The organism is Chryseobacterium oryzae (assembly GCF_022811665.1).
Lineage (GTDB): Bacteria > Bacteroidota > Bacteroidia > Flavobacteriales > Weeksellaceae > Chryseobacterium > Chryseobacterium oryzae.
The window spans coordinates 194,293-215,141 of sequence record NZ_CP094529.1 but is presented as its reverse complement, the minus strand read 5'-3'; the positions used below and the strand labels follow the sequence as shown (position 1 = coordinate 215,141).

Sequence of the window (20,849 nt, the reverse complement as noted above, 5' to 3'; positions counted from 1 at the left end):
TGAATCTCCATCAGATGTGTGCTCTGGTTGTAACTCAACTAACATCTGAAAACCTATTCACTTTTAAATATTCCATAATATTTAAAACATCCAAAGCATACATCAATGCAAAAACCTGTTCATTTTGAGCGGGTTTTTGTTTTTTAAATATACCATAAAAAGGCATTATTATCGTAAAAAGACTACAGTTGGCAAAAATCTTGCTTAACTGAAGTGGAAGTCTTCAAAAGCTTCACTCAAAAATAATTTAATCATGCTAAAACTCATTAAAATTCAAGCTCTAAAGATTTAGAGTACACAATCCACTCATTATTCGTGAATTTTTTTCACATTACTAAAACGATTGTATATTTGTATAAATCACAGAAATTTGAAACTGAAATTTAATAAAAGGAAAATTCTCAGAGGGATTGTTATAACAATTACCTCTATTATTGTTTTAATACTGTTGCTCATCTTAAGTTTAAGGATTCCTGCAGTTCAGAATTATGTAAAAGATAAGCTTGTTGTCTATTTAGAAGGTAAAATTAAAACGAAAGTAAGTCTGGATAAAGTTTACATCGGTTTCCCAAACAGTCTTGTAATGGAAAACCTTTATCTGAAAGGTCAGAATATCGATACCCTTTTAGCCGTAAAGAAATTTGATGTAGGTCTAGATATGTGGCAGCTGATAAAGTCTAAAGCAGATATTACTTCAATAGATCTAGAAGGAGTTCGAGCCAATGTGGTAAGAGATCCTAAAGGAAAATTCAATTTCGATTATATTATTGATGCTTTTGCGACTTCTGAAAAGGAAGAAAAACCATCAAAACCATTTATTATTTCATTAGATAAGATTAAACTGAAAGATATTGGTGTTACCTTCAACGATCAGCAGTCTAGAAATGACATCAAAGTTTACTTCAATAATTTTGATACCCGTGTAAAGACTTTCGATCTGCAAAACAACTCGTATGCGGTAAATGATATTAATCTCGACGGTTTAAAACTGAAGCTGAAACAGGATTTTGTAAAAGAGGTTACCCATAAAGTAGAAAAGAAAGTAGATTCTCTCAACCAGAAAAAAACAATGAAACTGGGATTAAGCGGAATTAAGCTTACCAATTTTGATATTGATTACGGAGATGACAACACCAAAACTTTCGCAAAAGTTCTCTTCAAAGAGCTGAGTACCAAAGTAAATAAAATTGATCTGGACAATAATAGTTTTGATGTAGGCAATGTGTATCTCACAAAAGCAGATATTAATGCCAATCTTTACTTACCTTCCCAAAACGCAAACCCGAAAGATTCTAAAAAAACAGAACCAGAAAAAAATTCTGCGGAGCAAAAAGCTATGGAACTCCTTTTAGGAAAGCTTCTTTTGGATGATGTAAAAGTCACTTACAACAATACTGCCATTGCTCCTACCCGATCCGGAATGGATTTTAACCATCTAGATTTCTCTAAGATGAATCTCGATGTAAGAAATTTCAAAATGCAGAACGGAGGTTTTGCAGGATCTGTAAAATCAGCAGAAATTCTGGAAAATAGAGGTCTTAATATTCAGAAATTTAATACCGATTTTGTTTATGGAGAAAAAGAAGCCTACCTTAAAAACCTTTATCTTCAAACCCCTAAAACTGTTTTAAGAGATCAGATTATTTTAAATTATAACTCAATAGAACAGTTATCTTCCAATCCGGGAGAAATAAAAATAGCCGCAGACATCCGGGATTCCAAAATTGGGTTTTCTGATATTTTGAATTTAGTTCCTACCTTACGAAATACCGCTCCATTTAATAAATATCCTCATTCAACATTAAATGTCAACGCGATTCTGAGAGGGAAGGTAAACGATTTGTCTATTCAGAATCTGAAAGTTTCAGGATTAGACCAGCTTAAAGTTTTGGCATCCGGAAATATTAAAAATGCAATGAAACCCGACCAGCTTTACTACGACATGAACATTGGCGAGTTTTCTACTGCATCTAAAACCATATACAATTTAGTTCCCAAAAATACTATCCCAAAAAATATTACGCTCCCTTCTTTTTTAACGGTTCGCGGTAAAGCTAAAGGAACAACAAAAATTGTAGATACCAATCTGCGTCTTACTTCAACTTTAGGAAATGCGGCAGTTATCGCCAAAGCAGATTTACGAAGAAAAAACAGTGAAACTTTCGATGTAAAAGCCAATCTGCAAAGTTTACAAATCGGAAAAATCATTCAGAATAAAGATTTAGGCAGCATTACCGCTCAAATTAATGCAAAAGGACAAGGTTTCGATCCTAAAATCATGACTGCAGTATTGAGCGGAGACGTAAGATCTGCTACTTACAAAGGTTACACCTATCAGAATATGAATCTGAAAGGAAAAATTATACGTGGTGCTTATGATATTGACTTAAATTCTAAAGATCCGAATGCCAATTTGCATCTTGCGGCTTCAGGAGTTTTCCGAGACAGCCCGACTGTGAAAGTAAACGGTAAAATCAATAAATTAGATTTACATAAACTTGGGTTTTATAGTTCCCCAATGATTATTGCCGGTGGAATAGACGGAGATTTTAAAAATTTAGATCCCGATCATTTAAACGGATATTTGAATCTCCAGAATTTTGCAATTTCAGATACTAAAGAAATTTATCCTGTTCAGGAAATCAGACTGAATGCTGTTTCTACAACAGATTCCACATTAATACAGCTTAATTCTCAGATTGCTGATCTGGAATTAAAAGGAAAATATAAGCTCACACAGATTTTTGGAGCTTTAACGCAGACTGTTAACCAATATTATCAGTTCCAAAAACCTTCAAAAGCTCAGAAAATTAATAACGGACAGTTTTTTACTCTTAATGCTGCCATTAAAAATGACGACCTCATCAGAAAATTTGTTCCGGATTTAAAAAGTTTTGAAACGATTACCATCAACGGAAATTATAATGCAGATTCTCAAAACATCGAACTTGATGCAAAAATTCCGCAGGTATTGTACGGAACCAATACACTGGAAAATACCAGTTTAAAGATTACCAACCAAAATCAGGCATTACAGTATGATTTAAGTGTTGCAGCATTAAAAAGTGAAAGTTTTGCTTTAAATAAAGTGAATGTTAACGGTGATGTTTCCAACAACATCATCAATTACAACATCACTACAAAAGACGAAAAAGACGCTACACAGTTCCTTATTGCAGGAAATGCGAAGTCGATGAACGATATTACAGAAATTTCTTTAAATCCCAACGGTTTAAAGCTGAATTATATGGATTGGAATGTTACTGAAAATAATAAAATACAAATTTTCAGTCAGGGAATTGTGGCGGATAATTTCAGGCTTTCGAATTCCGGAGCAGAAATATCGCTGCAATCTGAGAGCAATTCTCCAAGCAGTCCTTTAAATGTTTCTTTAAAAGATTTTAAAATTGAAACCATTACCGAAATCATCAAAAAAGATTCGCTTCTGGCAAAAGGAACCATCAACGGAACAGCTCAGTTACGGGATTTAACCAAAAAAATGACTTTTACCTCCGATATTGATGTAACCGACTTATTTGTATTTGGAAATCCTGTTGGAAATCTCGATATTAAAGTGAATAACCAATCTGCCAATCTTCTCAACGCCGATATTGCACTTTCCGGAAATAATAATGATGTAAAAATCTTAGGAAATTATAATACTTCTTCGAGTAGTTTCGATTTGAATTTGGATATGAATCAGCTTCAGATGAAAACCCTTCAAGGATTCACGATGAATGCCATTAACAATACAGAAGGTTATCTTTCCGGAGATTTAAAAATTACAGGAACAACCACCGCACCTAAAATTTTAGGCGACCTGAAAATGAATAATGTCGGCTTAATGATTGCTAAAACGGGAAGTGATTTCCGAAATATTAACGATAAAATAGAGTTTACGAATAGAGGAATCGAGTTTGATAACTTTAAAATAAACGATAAAGACGGTAATTCGCTTAAAATAGACGGTCAGGTTTTAACCCAGACTTACAAAGATTTTGCCTTCAATTTAGATGTAGATGCAAAAGATTTTAAAGTTGTAAACTCAGAAAAATCTAATGATGCCTTAATGTATGGAGTGTTAGCGATTGATGCAGCACTTAAAGTAAGAGGAAATTTAGATTTACCAAAAGTAGACGGAAGACTTTCGGTTTCAGATACAACAGATTTCACATTTGTACTTCCGCAGTCTTCTCCTTCATTACAGGAAAGAGATGGTATTGTAGAATTTATTGATCAGGATCAGGTAGCCCTTTCTAAAACCATTAAAGCAGATTCTATAGATTCGCAAACCAACATTAAAGGAATGGATGTGAATGTGAATATCGAACTCAGCAAGGAAGCCAAACTTTCTATTTTGATAGATAAAGCCAACGGCGATTTTGTAAAACTTCAGGGAGAAGCAGATCTTACAGGAGGAATAGATCCTTCAGGCAAAACAACTTTAGTAGGTGTATATCAGGTTGAAAAAGGAAGCTACGAAATGTCTGTAAGTGTTTTAAAAAGAAAATTTGATATTCAGAAAGGAAGCACAATTACTTGGACAGGAGAACCCACGACCGCTACTCTCGATATTACCGCAGTTTACAATACTCAGGCTGCACCAATTGACCTTGTGGAGCAGCAATTTTCGGGAAGCCAGTCGGAGCTGAATCAGTTCAAACAAAGAATTCCTTTTAATACTTTACTGAAACTTAAAGGTGAGCTTATGAAGCCACAAATCAGTTTTGATATTACAACTGATGAGAAAAACAATGCGATATCTTCTAATGTTGCCGATACAGTAGAAGGTAAACTTGCCCAACTTCGGGAAGACGAAAACGAAATGAATAAGCAGGTTTTTGCTCTTCTTCTTCTTAACCGTTTTATCGGAGAAAATCCATTCCAAAGTAATTCGGGGCTTTCGGCAGAAACTATGGCAAGACAGAGTGTAAGTAAAATTCTTTCTCAACAGCTTAATAATTTGGCATCAGATTTAATAAAAGGTGTTGATCTCAACTTTGATCTGGAATCTACTGAAGACTATTCTACCGGAAAACAAAATACGAGAACAGATCTTAATGTAGACATCAGCAAAAAATTGCTGAATGACCGATTAAAAGTAACCGTAGGAAGCAATTTCGGGCTTGAAGGTGAAACCAGACAGAACGAAAATACCACCAATATTGCAGGAGATGTAACTATAGACTACAGCCTTTCCCGAGATGGAAGATATACCTTAAGAGCATATCGTAAGAATGAATATCAGGTAGCACTTCAGGGGCAGATTGTAGAAACAGGTCTTGGGTTTGTTATTACTCTGGATTATGATAAATTCAGAGATATTTTCAGAAAATCTAAGAATAACCGAAACAAAGAAGGCATTCAGAATAAAAGAAATAAAGACAAAGAAGTCGTAGAATTTAAGTAATGAAGATTAATTTTAGCACATACTACAAATATTTTCTGGCATCCGGAATGACGGCGGCTGTTGTATCTTGTTCCAACACCAAATTCCTAAAGGAAGGACAAATGCTTTACACCGGAGCCGAAGTTAAGATCGAAAATGATTCTCTCAGCAAAAAAGAAAAAAATGATCTTGAATCGGCTTTAAAAGACAATCTTACCCCAAAGCCGAATTCTTCTTTTTTAGGATTAAGACCTAAATTGTACGCTTACAATGTAACCAAAGAGCCTAAAAAACAAAAAGGATTGCGGTATTGGCTGAAATACAAATTCGGAGAAGAACCGGTATTGCTTGGAGATGTAGATAAAGAATTCAATAAAGATATTATTGTAAATTATTCCGAAAATAAAGGATATTTCAATGCAAGAGCAAAATACGATACCGTTTCTAAAAATAAGAAAGCGAAAGTAATATACACTTTAAATCCGGGTGGCAGATATTTAATCAGCAATGTTAAATTTCCTGCAGATTCATCGGAAATAAATAAGGAAATACGTGCTTTAAAAGATAAAACCTTATTAAAAACTGGCAATCCTTTCGATTTGGAAGTTATTAAAGCAGAAAGACAGAGAATTGATGACGGACTGAAAAACCGTGGCTTTTATTATTTTAATCCGGATAATATTATTGTTCAGGCAGACAGTACGGTGAGCAAAAAACACGAGGTAGAACTCATCGTAAAGCTTAAAGATAAAACACCAGATTTAGCAAAAGATCAGTTTACTATAGATAAAGTAGTGGTGTTCCCGAATTATAATCTTCGAGATGCAAAAAGAGGAAAGTACAGCATTCCTATGAATGCAGATTCTCTGAAGGGATACGAATATAACAATATTTATGTTGTCGATCCGGACAAAAAATTTAAACCAAGAGTTTTCGACCGTGCTCTGTATTTCGAAAAAGGCGATTTATACAACAGAAAAAATCATAACCTTTCTCTTAACCGTCTTATTAATCTTGGGGTTTTTAAATTTGTGAAAAATGAATTTGTTGTTTCAGATTCTTTAAATCATAAGTTTGATGCTTATTATATTCTTACTCCGAGAGAACTACAATCTCTAAGACTTGAAGCTTTAGGAAGAACCAACTCTGCCAATTATGCCGGAAGCGAGGTTAATTTAAACTGGACTCAAAGAAATTTTTTCCGTGGAGCGGAGCAGTTTAAGGCATCTCTTTACGGTGCATTCGATGTGCAGATTGGTGGTCCCGCCGATGCCGAAAACATCTTCAGAGCAGGAGCCAATACCCAGCTTTCTATCCCAAGAATTGTGGCGCCTTTCCGTTTCAATTCTTCCAGTGCATTTGTTCCGAGAACTAATATTCAACTCGGATATGAATTCCAGAACAGAACTACTTTATATACTTTAAATACATTCAGTGCATCTTTTGGATATCAGTGGAAAGAAAATATCCGAAAAGAACACGAGCTGAAACTTATAGATGTTACCTATATTGCTCCGGCAAACGAAACTCCAAAATTTATTGCATTAAAAGAGGGAAACCCATACCTTACAAGAATTACGGAGCGACAGTTAATTTTCGGTCCTACCTATTCTTACACCTACTCTACCACGATGCTTCCTCAAAGAAATACTTTTTATTATAAAGGAATGCTAGATTTGGCAGGGAATCTCACAGGGCTCATTTCCGGAGCAAATGTAAGAGATGGAAATCAAAAAAATATATTTGGAGTACCGTTCAGTCAGTATGTAAAAGTGGAAAATGATGTTCGTTTTTATCACAAATTTACAGAGAAAACCTCTTTAGCAACCAGATTTATCGCCGGTGTGGCTATTCCTTATGGAAATTCTAACTTCATCCCTTTCTCCAGACAGTTTTTTGTAGGTGGAAGTAACAGTATACGAGCTTTCAGAGCAAGAACATTAGGACCCGGAAGTTACGATCCGAGAACGGAAACCAATACCCGCGCATTATTTGATCAGGCAGGAGATGTAAAACTGGAACTGAATGCCGAATATCGAGCCAATTTGTATAAGTTTTTAAATGTTGCAGCTTTTATAGATGCAGGTAATATCTGGCTTCTGGAAGACCCTCAAAATGAAAGACCGGGAGGTAAATTTTCTAAAAATTTCTTAAGTGAAACGGCTGTGGGAGCAGGTTTAGGTTTACGTTTAGATTTTTCTATTCTTATCCTTCGTTTAGATCTTGCCATGCCACTTCGGGTTCCTTATTATGAAAAAGGTGATCGATGGACTTTCGACAAAATTAATTTTGGAAGCGGAGCCTGGAGAAGAGATAATCTTATTCTGAATATTGCCATCGGATATCCTTTCTAAAATATTAATTACATTGAAAATATTAGGAACAAATTTTTCATAATTGTTTTCATTTGTCTTAAAGGAACAATCTTTGCGTGCACTTTTACACCAACAATATTTTTATTTTGAATATTGTAAAGAAACAATACACCATTTACACAAACATTATAGTTATGCTGAAAAAACTGAAATTTTTCTGGGAAACTGTTAAAGAAACCTTTACTGAATGGAATAACTCCAGTGCTTCCGGCGATTCTGCCAGTCTTGCCTATTATGCCATATTTTCGATTCCGGGGTTACTTATTATTATTATTTGGATTGCCGGATATTTTTTTGGTGAAGAAGCCATACGCGGACAAATCAGTTCTCAAATTAGCGGAATGATGGGACAGGATGTTGCTAAAAGCATACAGGAAATGATTGCAGGAGCATTAATTGATAAAGAAAATATATTTATGAAAATTGTGGGAATAGGCTCTTTGGTATTTGGTTCTACTACCCTGTTCTTTCAGCTTCAGAAATCTTTAAATAACCTTTGGGATGTAGAAGCAGCTCCCAAAAAGGCATTTGCTAAATTTCTTATTGATCGTGCCAACTCTTTGGGAATGATTCTCATATTGGGATTTCTTCTGATGATTACCATGATAATGTCTTCTCTTATTAGTCTTTTTAACGATTTTATTACCCGATATTTTGGTCTGGAAACGTACCTCATTGTAGAACTTATCAATTTCGGTGTAGGATTCGGACTTGTTATTTTATTGTTTGCCTTAATGTTTAAAGTACTTCCAGACGTAGAAATGAGCTGGAAATCTGTATGGAAAGGAGCTATGCTTACAGCGGTACTTTTTACTCTTGGTAAATTTTTGCTGAGTTTATATTTCAGCCAGTTTAAACCAACTTCAGCTTTTGGAACTGCAGGAACGGTAATTCTGATTATGATGTGGATTAACTATTCCTGTATGCTTATTTTTTTCGGTGCTGAATTTACCAAAGTCTATACTTATAAAAGAGGTCTTCGTATAGAACCTTCGAAACACGCTAAATGGAGCAGTGCAAAACTGTATAGAGACAGCCAAACTAAGAATATTGCTTCTTCATAAATCATTTCTTCAAAATAAACTTTTAAATTTTTAGGCATTGAAATATTAGAAGCATAACCTTTATTTTAGAATAGCCTTACGGAAAACCGTAATTTTCTTTTTTTTATTTTTCGAAATTTTGTTCTTTGATGTAAGAAGCAATGTGGTTTTTTACAACAGACAAAACATAAAAATAGGATGATGAAAAAAGTTATTTCGTATAACTAATTCATTAATGAAAAAACTAATCCTCCCGAAAATTTCAGGAGGATTAGTTTTTTTTACATTCTGTTTACGGTTTGTATACCGAGTAATTGTAAGGATTTTTTGATGGTTTCTGCAGTGAGATTAGATAGATTCAGTCTCATCTGTTTTAGATTTTCATCTTCCTGATTCAAAATCGGATTACTTTGATAAAAAGAATTATACGTTTTAACCAAATCGTATACATAATTGGCAATTAAGGCTGGGCTTAAGGCTTCTGCCGCTTTCTCAACAATAGGTTTGTAATTTGCTAGCTGCAAAATTAATTCTTTTTCAGACTGATTTAGCTCAACATCAGAGATTTCTCGGTAATGATAATCTGCCTTTACAAGCAAGGACTGAATTCTGGCAAAAGTATATTGTATAAATGGCCCTGTATTTCCATTAAAATCTATACTTTCTTCCGGATTGAAAAGCATCTTTTTCTTCGGATCTACCTTCAGCATAAAATATTTTAGAGCACCAATTCCTACATTCTCATAATTATTCTCTTTTTCTTTTTCACTAAGATGTTCGAGTTTTCCTAATTCTTCCGCTTTTTCTTTTGCAATATTGTGCATTTCCTGCATCAGATCGTCTGCATCTACAACAGTTCCTTCTCGGGATTTCATTTTTCCGTTCGGAAGTTCAACCATTCCATAAGACAAATGGTACAGCTGATCTGCCCAAGAATAACCAAGTTTACCTAAAATTTTAAACAAAACCTGAAAATGATAATCCTGCTCATTTCCTACAGTATAAATCAGTTTCTGAATATTGTTATCTTTAAAACGCTCTACAGCCGTTCCCAAATCCTGGGTCATATAAACCGAAGTTCCATCCGAACGGAGCAATAATTTCTGGTCTAAGCCTTCATCCGTTAAATCGCACCATACCGAACCGTCTTCTTTCTTATATAAAACACCTTTATCTAAACCTTCCTGAATAAGATCTTTTCCTAAAATATAAGTATTACTTTCGTACTGAACCTGGTCAAAATCTACACCTAATCTACGATAAGTCTCATTGAAACCCTCATACACCCAAGAATTCATTTCCTTCCAGAGGTTTCTTACTTTTTCGTCTCCGTTTTCCCAATCCAAAAGCATTTTTTGTGCTTCTTTCATTAATGGGGCATCTTTTTTAGCCTGATCTTCAGAAATACCTTGGGCTACAAGTTCAGCAATTTCTTGTTTATAATGTTTATCGAATTCAACATAATAATTCCCTACAAATTTATCTCCTTTAATCTTCTGCATTGCAGGTGTTTTTCCCTCTCCGAATTTTTCCCAAGCCAACATAGACTTACAGATGTGAATTCCTCTGTCGTTGATGATTTGAGTCTTAATCACATCATAACCAGCTTCTTCTAAAATTTTCGCCACAGAAAATCCCAACAGATTATTTCTGATGTGTCCTAAATGCAATGGCTTATTAGTATTGGGTGAAGAATACTCTACCATTACAGTTGCATTTTTCTTTTCTATAGTCGAAAAAAATTCATTCAACCCTTTAAACTGTTCAACGAAAAGATTAGTTTTAACTTTTACATTTACAAAACCTTTAACTACATTGAAGCTTTCGAAGAGTTCTGTCTGTGTTGTTAAAGCTTCTCCTACTTCCATACCTATAGTTTCCGGACTTTTCTTTAACTGTTTCACTAAAGGAAATATTACAATTGTAAAATCTCCTTCAAATTCGGTTTTATTTTCCTGAACTTCAAGGTGTATATCTTTAAGCTGAAAGACATTAAGAATAACCTCTGCCAGTTTTTGTTCTATAATATTTTTAATATTCATTATTTCTAATTTGAAAAAGCAAATATACGTAAATAAAAAAACCGCCCGAAGGCGGTAAATATGAATAATTATCTATAAAGAAATTATATTTGTGTTAACTTAAATGGAATTCATTATTTTTGGCTTCAAGAAGTTTAGTAATTATAAAGCACAATAATACATACATTACATAAACTAGAGTATTACGTATTTTATGGAATTAGCAAAGAAATGGTCAGAAAATTACATTGAAGCAGGTTGCGATGAAGTGGGGAGAGGATGTTTGAGCGGACCTGTTGTAGCCGCAGCAGTAATCGTTGATGAAAACTTCGAACAAAGACTTATTAATGATTCTAAGAAGCTTAACTTTAAAACAAGAATGGAACTAGATGGATATATAAAAGACAATGTAAAATGCTATGCAATTTCAGAACTTCCGCCTGCTTTTATTGATGAACATAATATTCTGAATGCAAGTATACATGCGATGCACAGAGCTTTAGACCAACTTACGATAAGACCAGAACTTATACTTGTAGACGGAAATAAATTTCACCCTTACAACTTTATTCCACACCAGTGCATCATCAAAGGAGATTCTAAATTTTTATCGATTGCTGCAGCATCTATTTTGGCAAAAAATTATAGAGATAAACTAATGATGGAACTTCACCATGAATATCCTCATTATGGCTGGGATACCAATTTTGGGTACGCAACAAAAAAACATCAGCAGGCATTAAAAGAGTATGGAATCAGTAAATACCACCGTCTTTCATTTAGATTAAATTATGACTAACAAACAACCCAATGGATTGTTAAATAATTAATTATTAATTGTTAAATTTAAAATCATTACAAATAATATGTAAATTGAATACAAATATCACAAACAAACATAAAGTGTTAATTATCAAAAATTTATAGCTTTTTTATAACTAATTTATGATTTTTTAATTTTAAATAAAAAAGACGCTCCAAAAATTTGGAGCGTCTTTTACAATTATTAAATCGTCTGTTCTACTAGTTGAGGTCCTGAAGAAATAAGCTTCCTTGCTTCTTCATTATTGCAATACTGTTCAAAATTTTTGATGTATTTTGCAGCAAGATCTTTAGCCTTATCTTCCCATTCTGCTACGTCATTATAAGTATTACGAGGGTCTAAAATACCTTCTGTAACATTAGGCAGAGAAGTTGGCACTTCAAGATTCATGATAGGAATAACAGTTTTATCTGCATTTTCTATTGATCCGTCTATAATTGCATCAATAATCGCTCTGGTATCCTTTAACGAAATTCTTTTTCCTGTACCATTCCAACCTGTATTTACCAAATAAGCTTTTGCACCATGCTCCTTCATTTTACCAATTAATGTTTTTGAATACATCGTTGGGTGCAATGTTAAAAACGCTTCGCCAAAAGCAGGTGAAAACGACGGTTCAGGAGAAGTAATTCCTCTTTCTGTTCCTGCTAATTTAGAAGTATAACCGCAAAGGAAGTGATATTGTGCCTGGTTTTCATCCAAAATAGATACCGGAGGCAATACCCCAAAAGCATCCGCAGATAGATAAACAATCTTCTGAGCATGTCCCGCTTTAGAAGGCAATACAATTTTGTTGATATGATATATAGGATAAGAAACTCTTGTGTTTTCTGTGATAGAACCATCAGAATAATCGCAAACACCGTCTTTTACAACCACATTTTCAAGAAGTGCATCTCTTTTGATTGCTCTGAAAATATCCGGTTCTTTTTCTTCAGAAAGGTCAATTACTTTCGCATAACAACCTCCTTCATAGTTAAAAACCCCTTTGTTATCCCAACCATGTTCGTCATCTCCAATTAAATATCTCTTAGGATCTGCAGACAAAGTAGTTTTCCCTGTTCCGGAAAGTCCGAAAAACAGTGCTACATCACCTTTTTCACCAACGTTTGCAGAACAGTGCATAGACGCCATTCCTTTAAGCGGAAGATAATAATTCATCATAGCAAACATCCCTTTCTTCATTTCTCCACCATACCAAGTTCCGCCAATAATCTGAAGCTTTTCGGTAAGATTGAACATGATAAAGTTTTCAGAATGCAATCCCTGTTCTTCCCAGTTTGGATTTGTAGTTTTTGAACCATTGATAACAGTAAAATCTGGTTCTCCATAATTTTGAAGATCATAATGCGACGGACGGATAAACATATTCGTTACAAAGTGAGCCTGCCAAGCAACTTCCATTATAAATCTTACTTTCAGTCTTGTATCTTCGTTCGTTCCGCAAAAAGTATCTACAACATAGATTTTTTTTGAAGAAGAAAGCTGATCTAAAACTAAATCTTTGCAAGAGTCAAAAATTTCAGGTGTAGTGGGTAAGTTTACTTTACCATCCCAGAAAATAGTATCCTTTGTAACGTCATCCTGAACAATGTACCTGTCTTTAGGCGAACGGCCAGTGAAAATACCTGTTTCTACAGACACTGCTCCAGATTCTGTAAGTTCAGCTTTTTCAAAACCCTGATTATCAGGTGAAACTTCCGCTTGATATAATTCTTCGTAAGAAGGATTATAAATTAATTCGTAATCTCCTCTAATCCCTAATTTTTGCAAATCTTGGATGATTTTAGCGTTTTTCATTTTACTTATATTTTCTGTTTCTTTTTTTTGGTTTAAACAATTTAATGTGAACTAATTGTTAAACGTTGATAAATATAAACATATAAGCGAAAATGGCAAATAAAAATAAGAAGATTTATATCATTGAATTTCAGTAAATTATATCATCCCAATCGAAAATAGTGCTAAAACCTCTGTCCCAAAAATAGTCCTTGTAACCGCTAAATTTTGCTGTCATTACAAAATCTCCACCCCAAGCGCCTAAACTTTTAACAAAAACAGGGCAATCTTCAAAAAAAACAGACTTAACTGTCGGAATTTCAATAAAATCTGAAATTCTTTGCTCATGTAATATCATTAATTGAGAAAAATTTTCCAATTCATTACATAATAAAATATTTCTTGTGAGATTAGAAAATTCATCAATTAAATTTTGAGATTTATTTTTTGACTTATAAAGACGAATTCCCTCACGGCTATCCTGCTTCTGATTCAGGTGAATAAAAATGAGTTGATTTTTAAATTTTGGTGAATATTGAATACTTTCAAAATGAGGTTTAGGTTTATTCTGATAAAGCACGGAAGATTTCGCTTTGGCAACAGCAATATCGTATCCGCTTCCTCCCAAACTAATCTCGTTTAACTGAAACGGATCGATTTCTGCCCATTCTGCAAGATTATTCATCAGTGTAGAACTGCTTCCCAATCCATAATCGGGTGGAAACTGTAGATTTGTTTTTAGACAATAAGAATCTGTTGCCTGAAATTTAGTTCCTGAGAGAGACTGAACATTTTTGAGTGTTTTCAAGATAAATTCCGCACTCGAAGGAAGATTGGTTTCTAAAACCTCCCAATTTTTGTAATTGATGATTGCTTTCAGCCACAGTTTATTCTGGTGATAAGCTTCCCAAAAAACATGTGATGCTGAATCTTGCTTTTCTTCAAAAAAAAACTCTTGTCCTAGCTTTGTGGGTACAGCCAGAACAAGAGCTCCATCTACAGCGAAATATTCTGAAGTAAGCATCAGCTTTCCCGGTGAATATATTTCGCCCATATTATTATTTAAATTGCTGAAGCAGAAGTTACTTCGCTATTAATTTTTTTAATTAATCCTTGTAAAGTTTTCCCGGGACCCACTTCTACGAAATGAGAAGCCCCATCTTTAATCATATTCTGTACAGATTGAGTCCATTTTACCGAACCGGTTAATTGCTCGATTAAATTTTTCTTAATCTGATCCGGATCTGTAACAGCAGTTGTTGTAATATTCTGATAAACAGGAATGGTAGCTTTTCTGAATTTAGTGTTTTCTATAGCAGCAGCCAATCTTTCTTGTGCCGGCTTCATTAAAGGCGAATGAAATGCTCCGTTTACAGGTAAAAGCAATGCTCTTTTAGCTCCAGCTTCTTTTAATTTTACACAAGCTTCTTCTACCGCCACAGTTTCCCCAGAAATAACAAGCTGCCCAGGACAGTTATAATTTGCAGGAACAACAATTCCGCTAATTGAAGCACAGATTTCTTCAACTACAGCATCTTCTAAACCTAAAATTGCTGCCATAGAGCTAGGATTGGCATCACATGCTTCCTGCATTGCCTTAGCTCTTTCAGAAACTAATTTTAATCCATCATCGAAAGACAAAACTCCATTTGCCACTAAAGCAGAAAATTCTCCCAAAGAATGCCCTGCAACCATTTCTGCACCTAAGCCATTGATAGCTTTTAAAGCAGCCACAGAATGGATGAATATAGAAGGCTGAGTAACCTCTGTTTTTTTAAGATCTTCATCGGTTCCGCTGAACATGAGTGAAAGGATGTCAAACCCTAAAATTTCATTGGCAGATTCCATTAAATCTTTGATGTCTTTTCGGGAATCGTATAATTCTTTTCCCATTCCTACATACTGCGATCCCTGCCCAGGAAATACAAGTGCTTTCATTTATAAATTTAAATATTAATGCAAATATAATATATTATGTAAATAAAGATAAAATTATGGTACCAGTCTTATCACTCGGAAACCTTTGTTGATGTAAGCTCCGTTAGACTTTGTTCTTACAAATTCAAACTTAGTTGCCAACTGAGTCTGCACTTTATTGATTTGTTTAAAAATTTCACCTCTTTTATTCTCTCTTGTAAGCATATCGTTTACCACATCGAAGCCAATAATGGCATATTTCCCTGGTGTTTTACAATATTTGGTCTTATAAGCTGCTAAAACTTCTTTTTCGAATCTTCCGTCTGTATCTATCTTTCTATCCATAAGATACACCAAACTTGCCTGACTTAAATCGTCAATTTTTTTCTCAAAACTTGGGGTGGAGTACATACTGAATGCTTTTATCCCCTGAACTTCTTTAGAGAGAGCAATCATTTTGTTTGAAAAAGCCTCTCCCACAGCGTCATTATCATTTGCCAAGACAGCAATAACAGGAGCAGATTGTCCCGTCATCATATTTTGGTCGAGCTGAATTTCTGATGCTGAATTTACAATGATGATATTTGCGTTTTTCAAATTTTTTTCAAGAATTGACTTCAGATAATTGGCATTTTCTTTTTTTGCATCTGCCAAAATATAGATTTTCTGATTAGAATATGCGTTTTTAACTTCTTCAGCTATTTTATCTGCATAGGTTTGATCTGTAGTTTCTAAAATGATAAGATTACTGTAACCATATAATTCTGAAGAATTTGCAAATGGAGCAACTACAGGAATTTTTTGAGTTTTAGTAAAATCTAAAAGATCTATAACATTAGACTTGAAAAATGGCCCAATAATAAGATCTGTATTATTGGTATTGATTTGAGAAAGCGAACTCTTAAAAGAATTTTCATTTCCGGAATCTACAATTTTAATATCCAGTTTCTGCCCTGAAGCTGCATTTCTTTCGATTGCCAATTTAGCTCCCGTAAGAAAATCTAAAGCCATGGATCGGTATTGAGTTTCATTGGTACTGTACCCAAAAGGCAACATCAAAACAACGCTTAAAGCATCTCCGTTCTTCTTTATATAACCAGGATCAAGTTTTCTTATTTTTAAAACCATTCCCGCTTTAAGACCTTTGGCAAGATCTGGATTTAAGGCAACCAATTCGTCTATTGTAATTCCGAATTTATTAACGATGGAAAAAACGGTATCGCCTTGTTCTACAGTATAAGTAGCATATTCATCCTGAGAATTATCTGAGACTGAATGCGAAGATTTGTCTATATCCGAATCTATTTTAGATTTTGTGCTTGATGAAGTGTTAGAAGAACTTTCAACTGGTTTTGCAGAAGAAATTACCGAAGCTCCGCCATATTTTTTAACATTTTCAAGAGGGAGAACCACTTCATTGCCAATCTTCATATTAGAATCTAAATCTGGATTTAACCTTCTTAGTTCTTCTTCAGAAATTTTGTATTGTTTGGTAATGCCATAAATGGTTTGTTTAGGCTGCAGAACAATTTTACCCAACTGAGTGGTTTTGGAACCAGAATTAGTTTTAACCCCTGTATTGCTTCCAGCTTTCACACTCAAAGTATCCCCAATAGAAAGTTTTCCGTCTTTTACTTTTGGGTTCATTTTAAGCAATTCTTCAACCGTAATCCCATATTTTTTGGAAATATTGTAAGGATTATCGCCTTTTACAACGGTATGAGTTTTCTGTGCAGACATACTTAGAAAAACACATAAACCAGATAATACAAAAAACCTCTTTATCATAATCTATATTATAGTTTACAAAAATACTTCTTTAAAATTAAATGGCAACAATTATCAGTTTCGATTCTTCAACCTCCATTTCATCCAAACAGAAATCTATCCATTCTGAACCAAAATCTGAGTAAAAAACGCTGAAATTATAGACTCTTTCCTGCCATGATTTAGCCGGATGCACAGCAAGAAAAAGATTTTCCAGACGTTCCAACAGTTCATTTTGTTTTATTTTTTCAGCTTTTAAAAGTCTTTTTTTCATTCTTTCAAAAGATTTTGTCTGTCGGGTTTCTTCAGCCTTCACAAGATTGCCAAATGATTGATCTGTGAGTTGTGCCAAATCTTTTATTTCGGAAAATTGTTTATGAAGTATTTCTTCTCGGCTATTCAGCACATCTAAAATTTTGTTATCATTCAAAATTTTATCATTAACCAGTTTTGTGAAGTTCCCAAAAAAATCTTCTATAGAAAGATCGAGTTTGTTTATTTTATTCAGAATCTTTTCAGATAAAAAAAGCATCGAATTTCTCGGTATAAGAATAGGAAAAGGTAAACTGAGTTCGTTAAAATAATCCTTTAATTCCAGCCAATACATAATTTCTGCATTTCCACCTATGTAGGCGAGATTAGGAAGAACAGTTTCCTGATAAACCGGTCTCATTAAAGCATTCGGACTGAATTTTTCCGGGTGATTTTCTAGCTCTTCAAAAATTTCTTCTGGAGTAAACTCTATATTTTTGTCTACCACAAAATATTTTACGCCATCAAAATCAATTCTGTCTCTTGTATCTGTGAGGTAAAACAAATTAATCTTGCGGGGATTTACCTGAACTTTACCATATTTTTCTGTAAGAGATTCAACTTTTTCTTTTGAAGCATGTTGTAAACGGAAGTGTTTTAATTCATTTTTGAAAACCTCGACCATTTCATTTTTCAATGCTTTATTATCGCCATCCAAAATCAATAAACCATATTTCGAAAATATTCTCTGAACTAAAATCCGTATCGCTTGTGTTAACGTATTTCCGGATTTGTAAGCTTCCTTCAGCATTAAAGTAAGTTCCGTTCCAAAAACAGTATCTCTGAATTCCTTTTCAAACTCTGAAATAAAAAAAGTATCGCTAATTTTAATCTTGCCTACAACAACACCACTTTTTTCATTGATTTCATAAAAATTATTTTCAGTTTTAAAGTGATTTATTTCTTCAAAATCATGATCTTCAGAAGCCATCCAATATACCGGAACAAAATTATAATCCGGAAAATTTTCTTTTAAATAAGTACAGGTTTTAATCGTCTGCAAAATTTTATAAATAAAAAAAACCGGTCCCGAAAAAAGATTCAGCTGATGTCCTGTTGTTATGGTAAAAGTATTGTTCGATCTTAGATAACCTAAATTTTCAGATTGTTTTGAAGTAAGAATATACTCAGAAAGTTGATTTTCTATGGTCTCGGCAAGAATCATTCTTTTTTCCTGAGAAAAAGAGTTTTGCTTCCTTTGAATTTGATTTTCAAAGTTTCTTTTTGAAAAAACAGCATTTTCAAAACCCTCAATATCAGATTTAAGAAAATCTTTTACAAGTTGAGGAATGCTTTCTATATCATTAAATGATATTTTTTTTATTGTTTTCAAAAGTTAATATTTAATGTTAAAGGCTATTTATAGAACAATTCAGCTATATCGACTAATTATTTAGTTGAACAAATACCAAACAATACCAATATTCAATCTAAAATCATATATTGGATAGTGAGGAAATGCATAAGCCTTGTTATGTGAGATTAAAGTTCCTATTTGCTGACCTTCTATGAAAAAAAACATTTTCTTCACCTTCATATTAAAATATAGATCTGCAATTGGCTGTCCACCTATAGAAAAAGAATTGTCTCTTGGCAAGATATATTCGTTAAGAACAGGAAAATATTCTCTCGAAGCAAATTTTGAAAAATAGTAAACTTTTACTCCGGTCTGTATTTCTGCAGCTCCTTTAAATGCTTTAGACTGAAAGAAAAAATCTGCCCTCCCAATAACGCTTGGTAATGGCATAAGCTCTTTATTGGTTAAAACATTCTGAATCTGCAAGCGCGTATTCAAATGGAATTTTCCGTAAGAAAAAGTTGCATCTCCTCCTATCTGAGAAATATTAAGCGAATTAGAGCTCTGATTAGGTTTTGAGTCGGATCCAAAGTAAGTATAATTATCTATCCTGAAATAATTAGCAAATAACTGAGACTGAAACCACTTAAGATGTAAACTTCCGCCAATTTCTGTTACAGACTGGTTTTTAGCATCTGCAAGAAAATAATTAAAATTTCTGTAGATTGAAGTATTAGCAAGATAATTAAATGATGGGTAAGAACTTTGGAAATTTACTTTTGCATCTACAAAGTAATCTTTTATAGGTTCAAACTTCACGTTATTGGTTGTTCTGAGATAATTACCAAACTGACTGCCTTTAGAAATTTCCAGAAAGGATTTCAACTCAAACTTATCAAATAATTTTATTTGAATATTACCAACAGCTCCTATCCTGTTCTCTTTCAGTTCTGAAGGCATATCTATATTAGATAAAATATTATCTGTAATTCCAAATTTTAAATTTTGATATCTTACACCTGCATCCAGTTTAAAACGTTCATTATCGAAGACAAGACTTACTGTATTACTGAAATTATTAGAATATTTTTTGGTGGAAAGAGGAAAGCCATTAATAAGATCCTGAGGGTTTACAAACCAGTAATTCTCTATATTGTCCTGATGGTAGTAATATTTATTTCCCTGATTGAAAAGTGTATGCCTAATTCTAAAAGGAAATTTTTCCGAATTAAAAGGGGTGAACTGATGGCTTAAATAATATCTTCTGTATGAATACTTAGAATTTGTTGCCTGTAGATTAACTAATGCATATTGTCTGTTTTTGATTTGTTTTTCGCCAGACATGAAAAGATCATCATCTACAATACCACCATTTTCCTGATTATTTACGTTTTGATGGATGTAATGAGCGAAAAGTTCGTAGTTGCCTTTTTTAGAAATATAGTGCCCCGAAAATATAGTGTTATTATTTGTAGCTAAAGCATTTCTATAAAAACCCTGCGATCTAAGTCCCATATAATCTATCGCAAAATTGAACTGTTTACCGATATTTTGAGTATAAGTAGATTGCAAAGCAGCACCATTTTTCATCGCGGTATGATAGATGAAAGTTGCTGTAGGTGTCTTAACATCATAATATTTAACATCGTTGATACCAACTATACCGTAAGATTTATTTGATGGAAGCAGTGAAAGATTCTGCTCTGGATTGAATTCATAAGAGAGAGGATTAAATCCACTACCAATATTTGCAAATTGCGCACGCCCAAAGTTATCACGATTATTATATTGAGAAAAAATGAACGTCTTGTTATACGTCATAACCGTATCAAAAATTTTCTTTTCAGAAAACTGTGTTTGATATTGATAATCATTAATGGTTGGCTTAAAAATTTTCAGAGAATCTTTTTTTCCAGAGTCTACTATTAAAGTGTCAGACTTTTTCTTATCAACACTACTAGAATCTTTTTTATTTCTAACAAATTGTGCTTCAGCAGAAAAACTGAAGAAAAATATGATGAGCAATAGGTATTTCATGAATATTTTTTGTTAGGCAAAAGTAAGAAATAAAAGGAAATAAAGACCTATAGCATATATAAGCCGTGGTTTCAAAATTTTTAGATAAA

11 protein-coding genes are annotated in these 20,849 nt (G+C 33.6%); 4 read left to right on the top strand and 7 right to left on the bottom strand.

The window, feature by feature from the left end; translation table 11 throughout:
* The first annotated feature begins 370 nt into the window (after window positions 1–370).
* The 3 genes from MTP08_RS00975 to MTP08_RS00965 all read left to right on the top strand — a co-directional run bounded on the left by MTP08_RS00975 (window position 371) and on the right by MTP08_RS00965 (window position 8,828).
* Entirely contained in the window at window positions 371–5,410 is a 5,040-nt protein-coding gene (locus MTP08_RS00975) for a translocation/assembly module TamB domain-containing protein (RefSeq protein WP_243576690.1), read from the top strand.
* Window positions 5,410–7,743, top strand: a complete 2,334-nt coding sequence (gene tamL, locus MTP08_RS00970) for a translocation and assembly module lipoprotein TamL (protein WP_243576689.1) — start codon at window positions 5,410–5,412, stop codon at window positions 7,741–7,743. The genes MTP08_RS00975 and tamL overlap by 1 nt, the downstream gene beginning before the upstream one ends.
* 155 nt (window positions 7,744–7,898) lie before the next feature.
* Window positions 7,899–8,828: a YihY/virulence factor BrkB family protein gene (locus MTP08_RS00965; protein ID WP_243576687.1), complete on the top strand. Its 930-nt coding sequence runs from the start codon at window positions 7,899–7,901 to the stop codon at window positions 8,826–8,828.
* 260 nt (window positions 8,829–9,088) lie between these two features.
* On the opposite strand, the gene argS is transcribed toward MTP08_RS00965, so the two are convergent.
* Window positions 9,089–10,849 (bottom strand): arginine--tRNA ligase, encoded by a 1,761-nt coding sequence (argS, locus tag MTP08_RS00960; RefSeq protein ID WP_243576686.1) that lies wholly within the window; start codon window positions 10,847–10,849, stop codon window positions 9,089–9,091.
* A 193-nt stretch (window positions 10,850–11,042) separates the two neighbouring features.
* On the opposite strand from argS, the gene MTP08_RS00955 reads away from it, so the two are divergent.
* Entirely contained in the window at window positions 11,043–11,627 is a 585-nt protein-coding gene (locus tag MTP08_RS00955) for a ribonuclease HII (protein WP_243576685.1), read from the top strand.
* A 207-nt stretch (window positions 11,628–11,834) separates the two neighbouring features.
* Here the strand turns inward: MTP08_RS00955 and pckA are convergent, their stop codons facing one another.
* The 6 genes from pckA to MTP08_RS00925 all read right to left on the bottom strand — a co-directional run bounded on the left by pckA (window position 11,835) and on the right by MTP08_RS00925 (window position 20,760).
* Window positions 11,835–13,451: a phosphoenolpyruvate carboxykinase (ATP) gene (gene pckA / locus MTP08_RS00950; RefSeq protein ID WP_243576684.1), complete on the bottom strand. Its 1,617-nt coding sequence runs from the start codon at window positions 13,449–13,451 to the stop codon at window positions 11,835–11,837.
* A gap of 130 nt (window positions 13,452–13,581) precedes the next feature.
* Window positions 13,582–14,484: a GYDIA family GHMP kinase gene (locus MTP08_RS00945; RefSeq protein WP_243576683.1), complete on the bottom strand. Its 903-nt coding sequence runs from the start codon at window positions 14,482–14,484 to the stop codon at window positions 13,582–13,584.
* Between the two features lie 8 nt (window positions 14,485–14,492).
* Entirely contained in the window at window positions 14,493–15,368 is an 876-nt protein-coding gene (fabD, locus tag MTP08_RS00940; protein ID WP_243576682.1) for an ACP S-malonyltransferase, read from the bottom strand.
* Between the two features lie 54 nt (window positions 15,369–15,422).
* Window positions 15,423–17,087, bottom strand: a complete 1,665-nt coding sequence (locus tag MTP08_RS00935) for an amino acid ABC transporter substrate-binding protein (RefSeq protein WP_243576681.1) — start codon at window positions 17,085–17,087, stop codon at window positions 15,423–15,425.
* Window positions 17,088–17,172: 85 nt separating this feature from the next.
* Complete coding sequence (gene bshC, locus MTP08_RS00930) at window positions 17,173–18,759, bottom strand: bacillithiol biosynthesis cysteine-adding enzyme BshC (protein WP_243576680.1); 1,587 nt, start codon at window positions 18,757–18,759, stop codon at window positions 17,173–17,175.
* 60 nt (window positions 18,760–18,819) lie between these two features.
* Window positions 18,820–20,760, bottom strand: a complete 1,941-nt coding sequence (locus MTP08_RS00925) for a putative porin (protein ID WP_243576679.1) — start codon at window positions 20,758–20,760, stop codon at window positions 18,820–18,822.
* Window positions 20,761–20,849 lie beyond the last annotated feature (89 nt).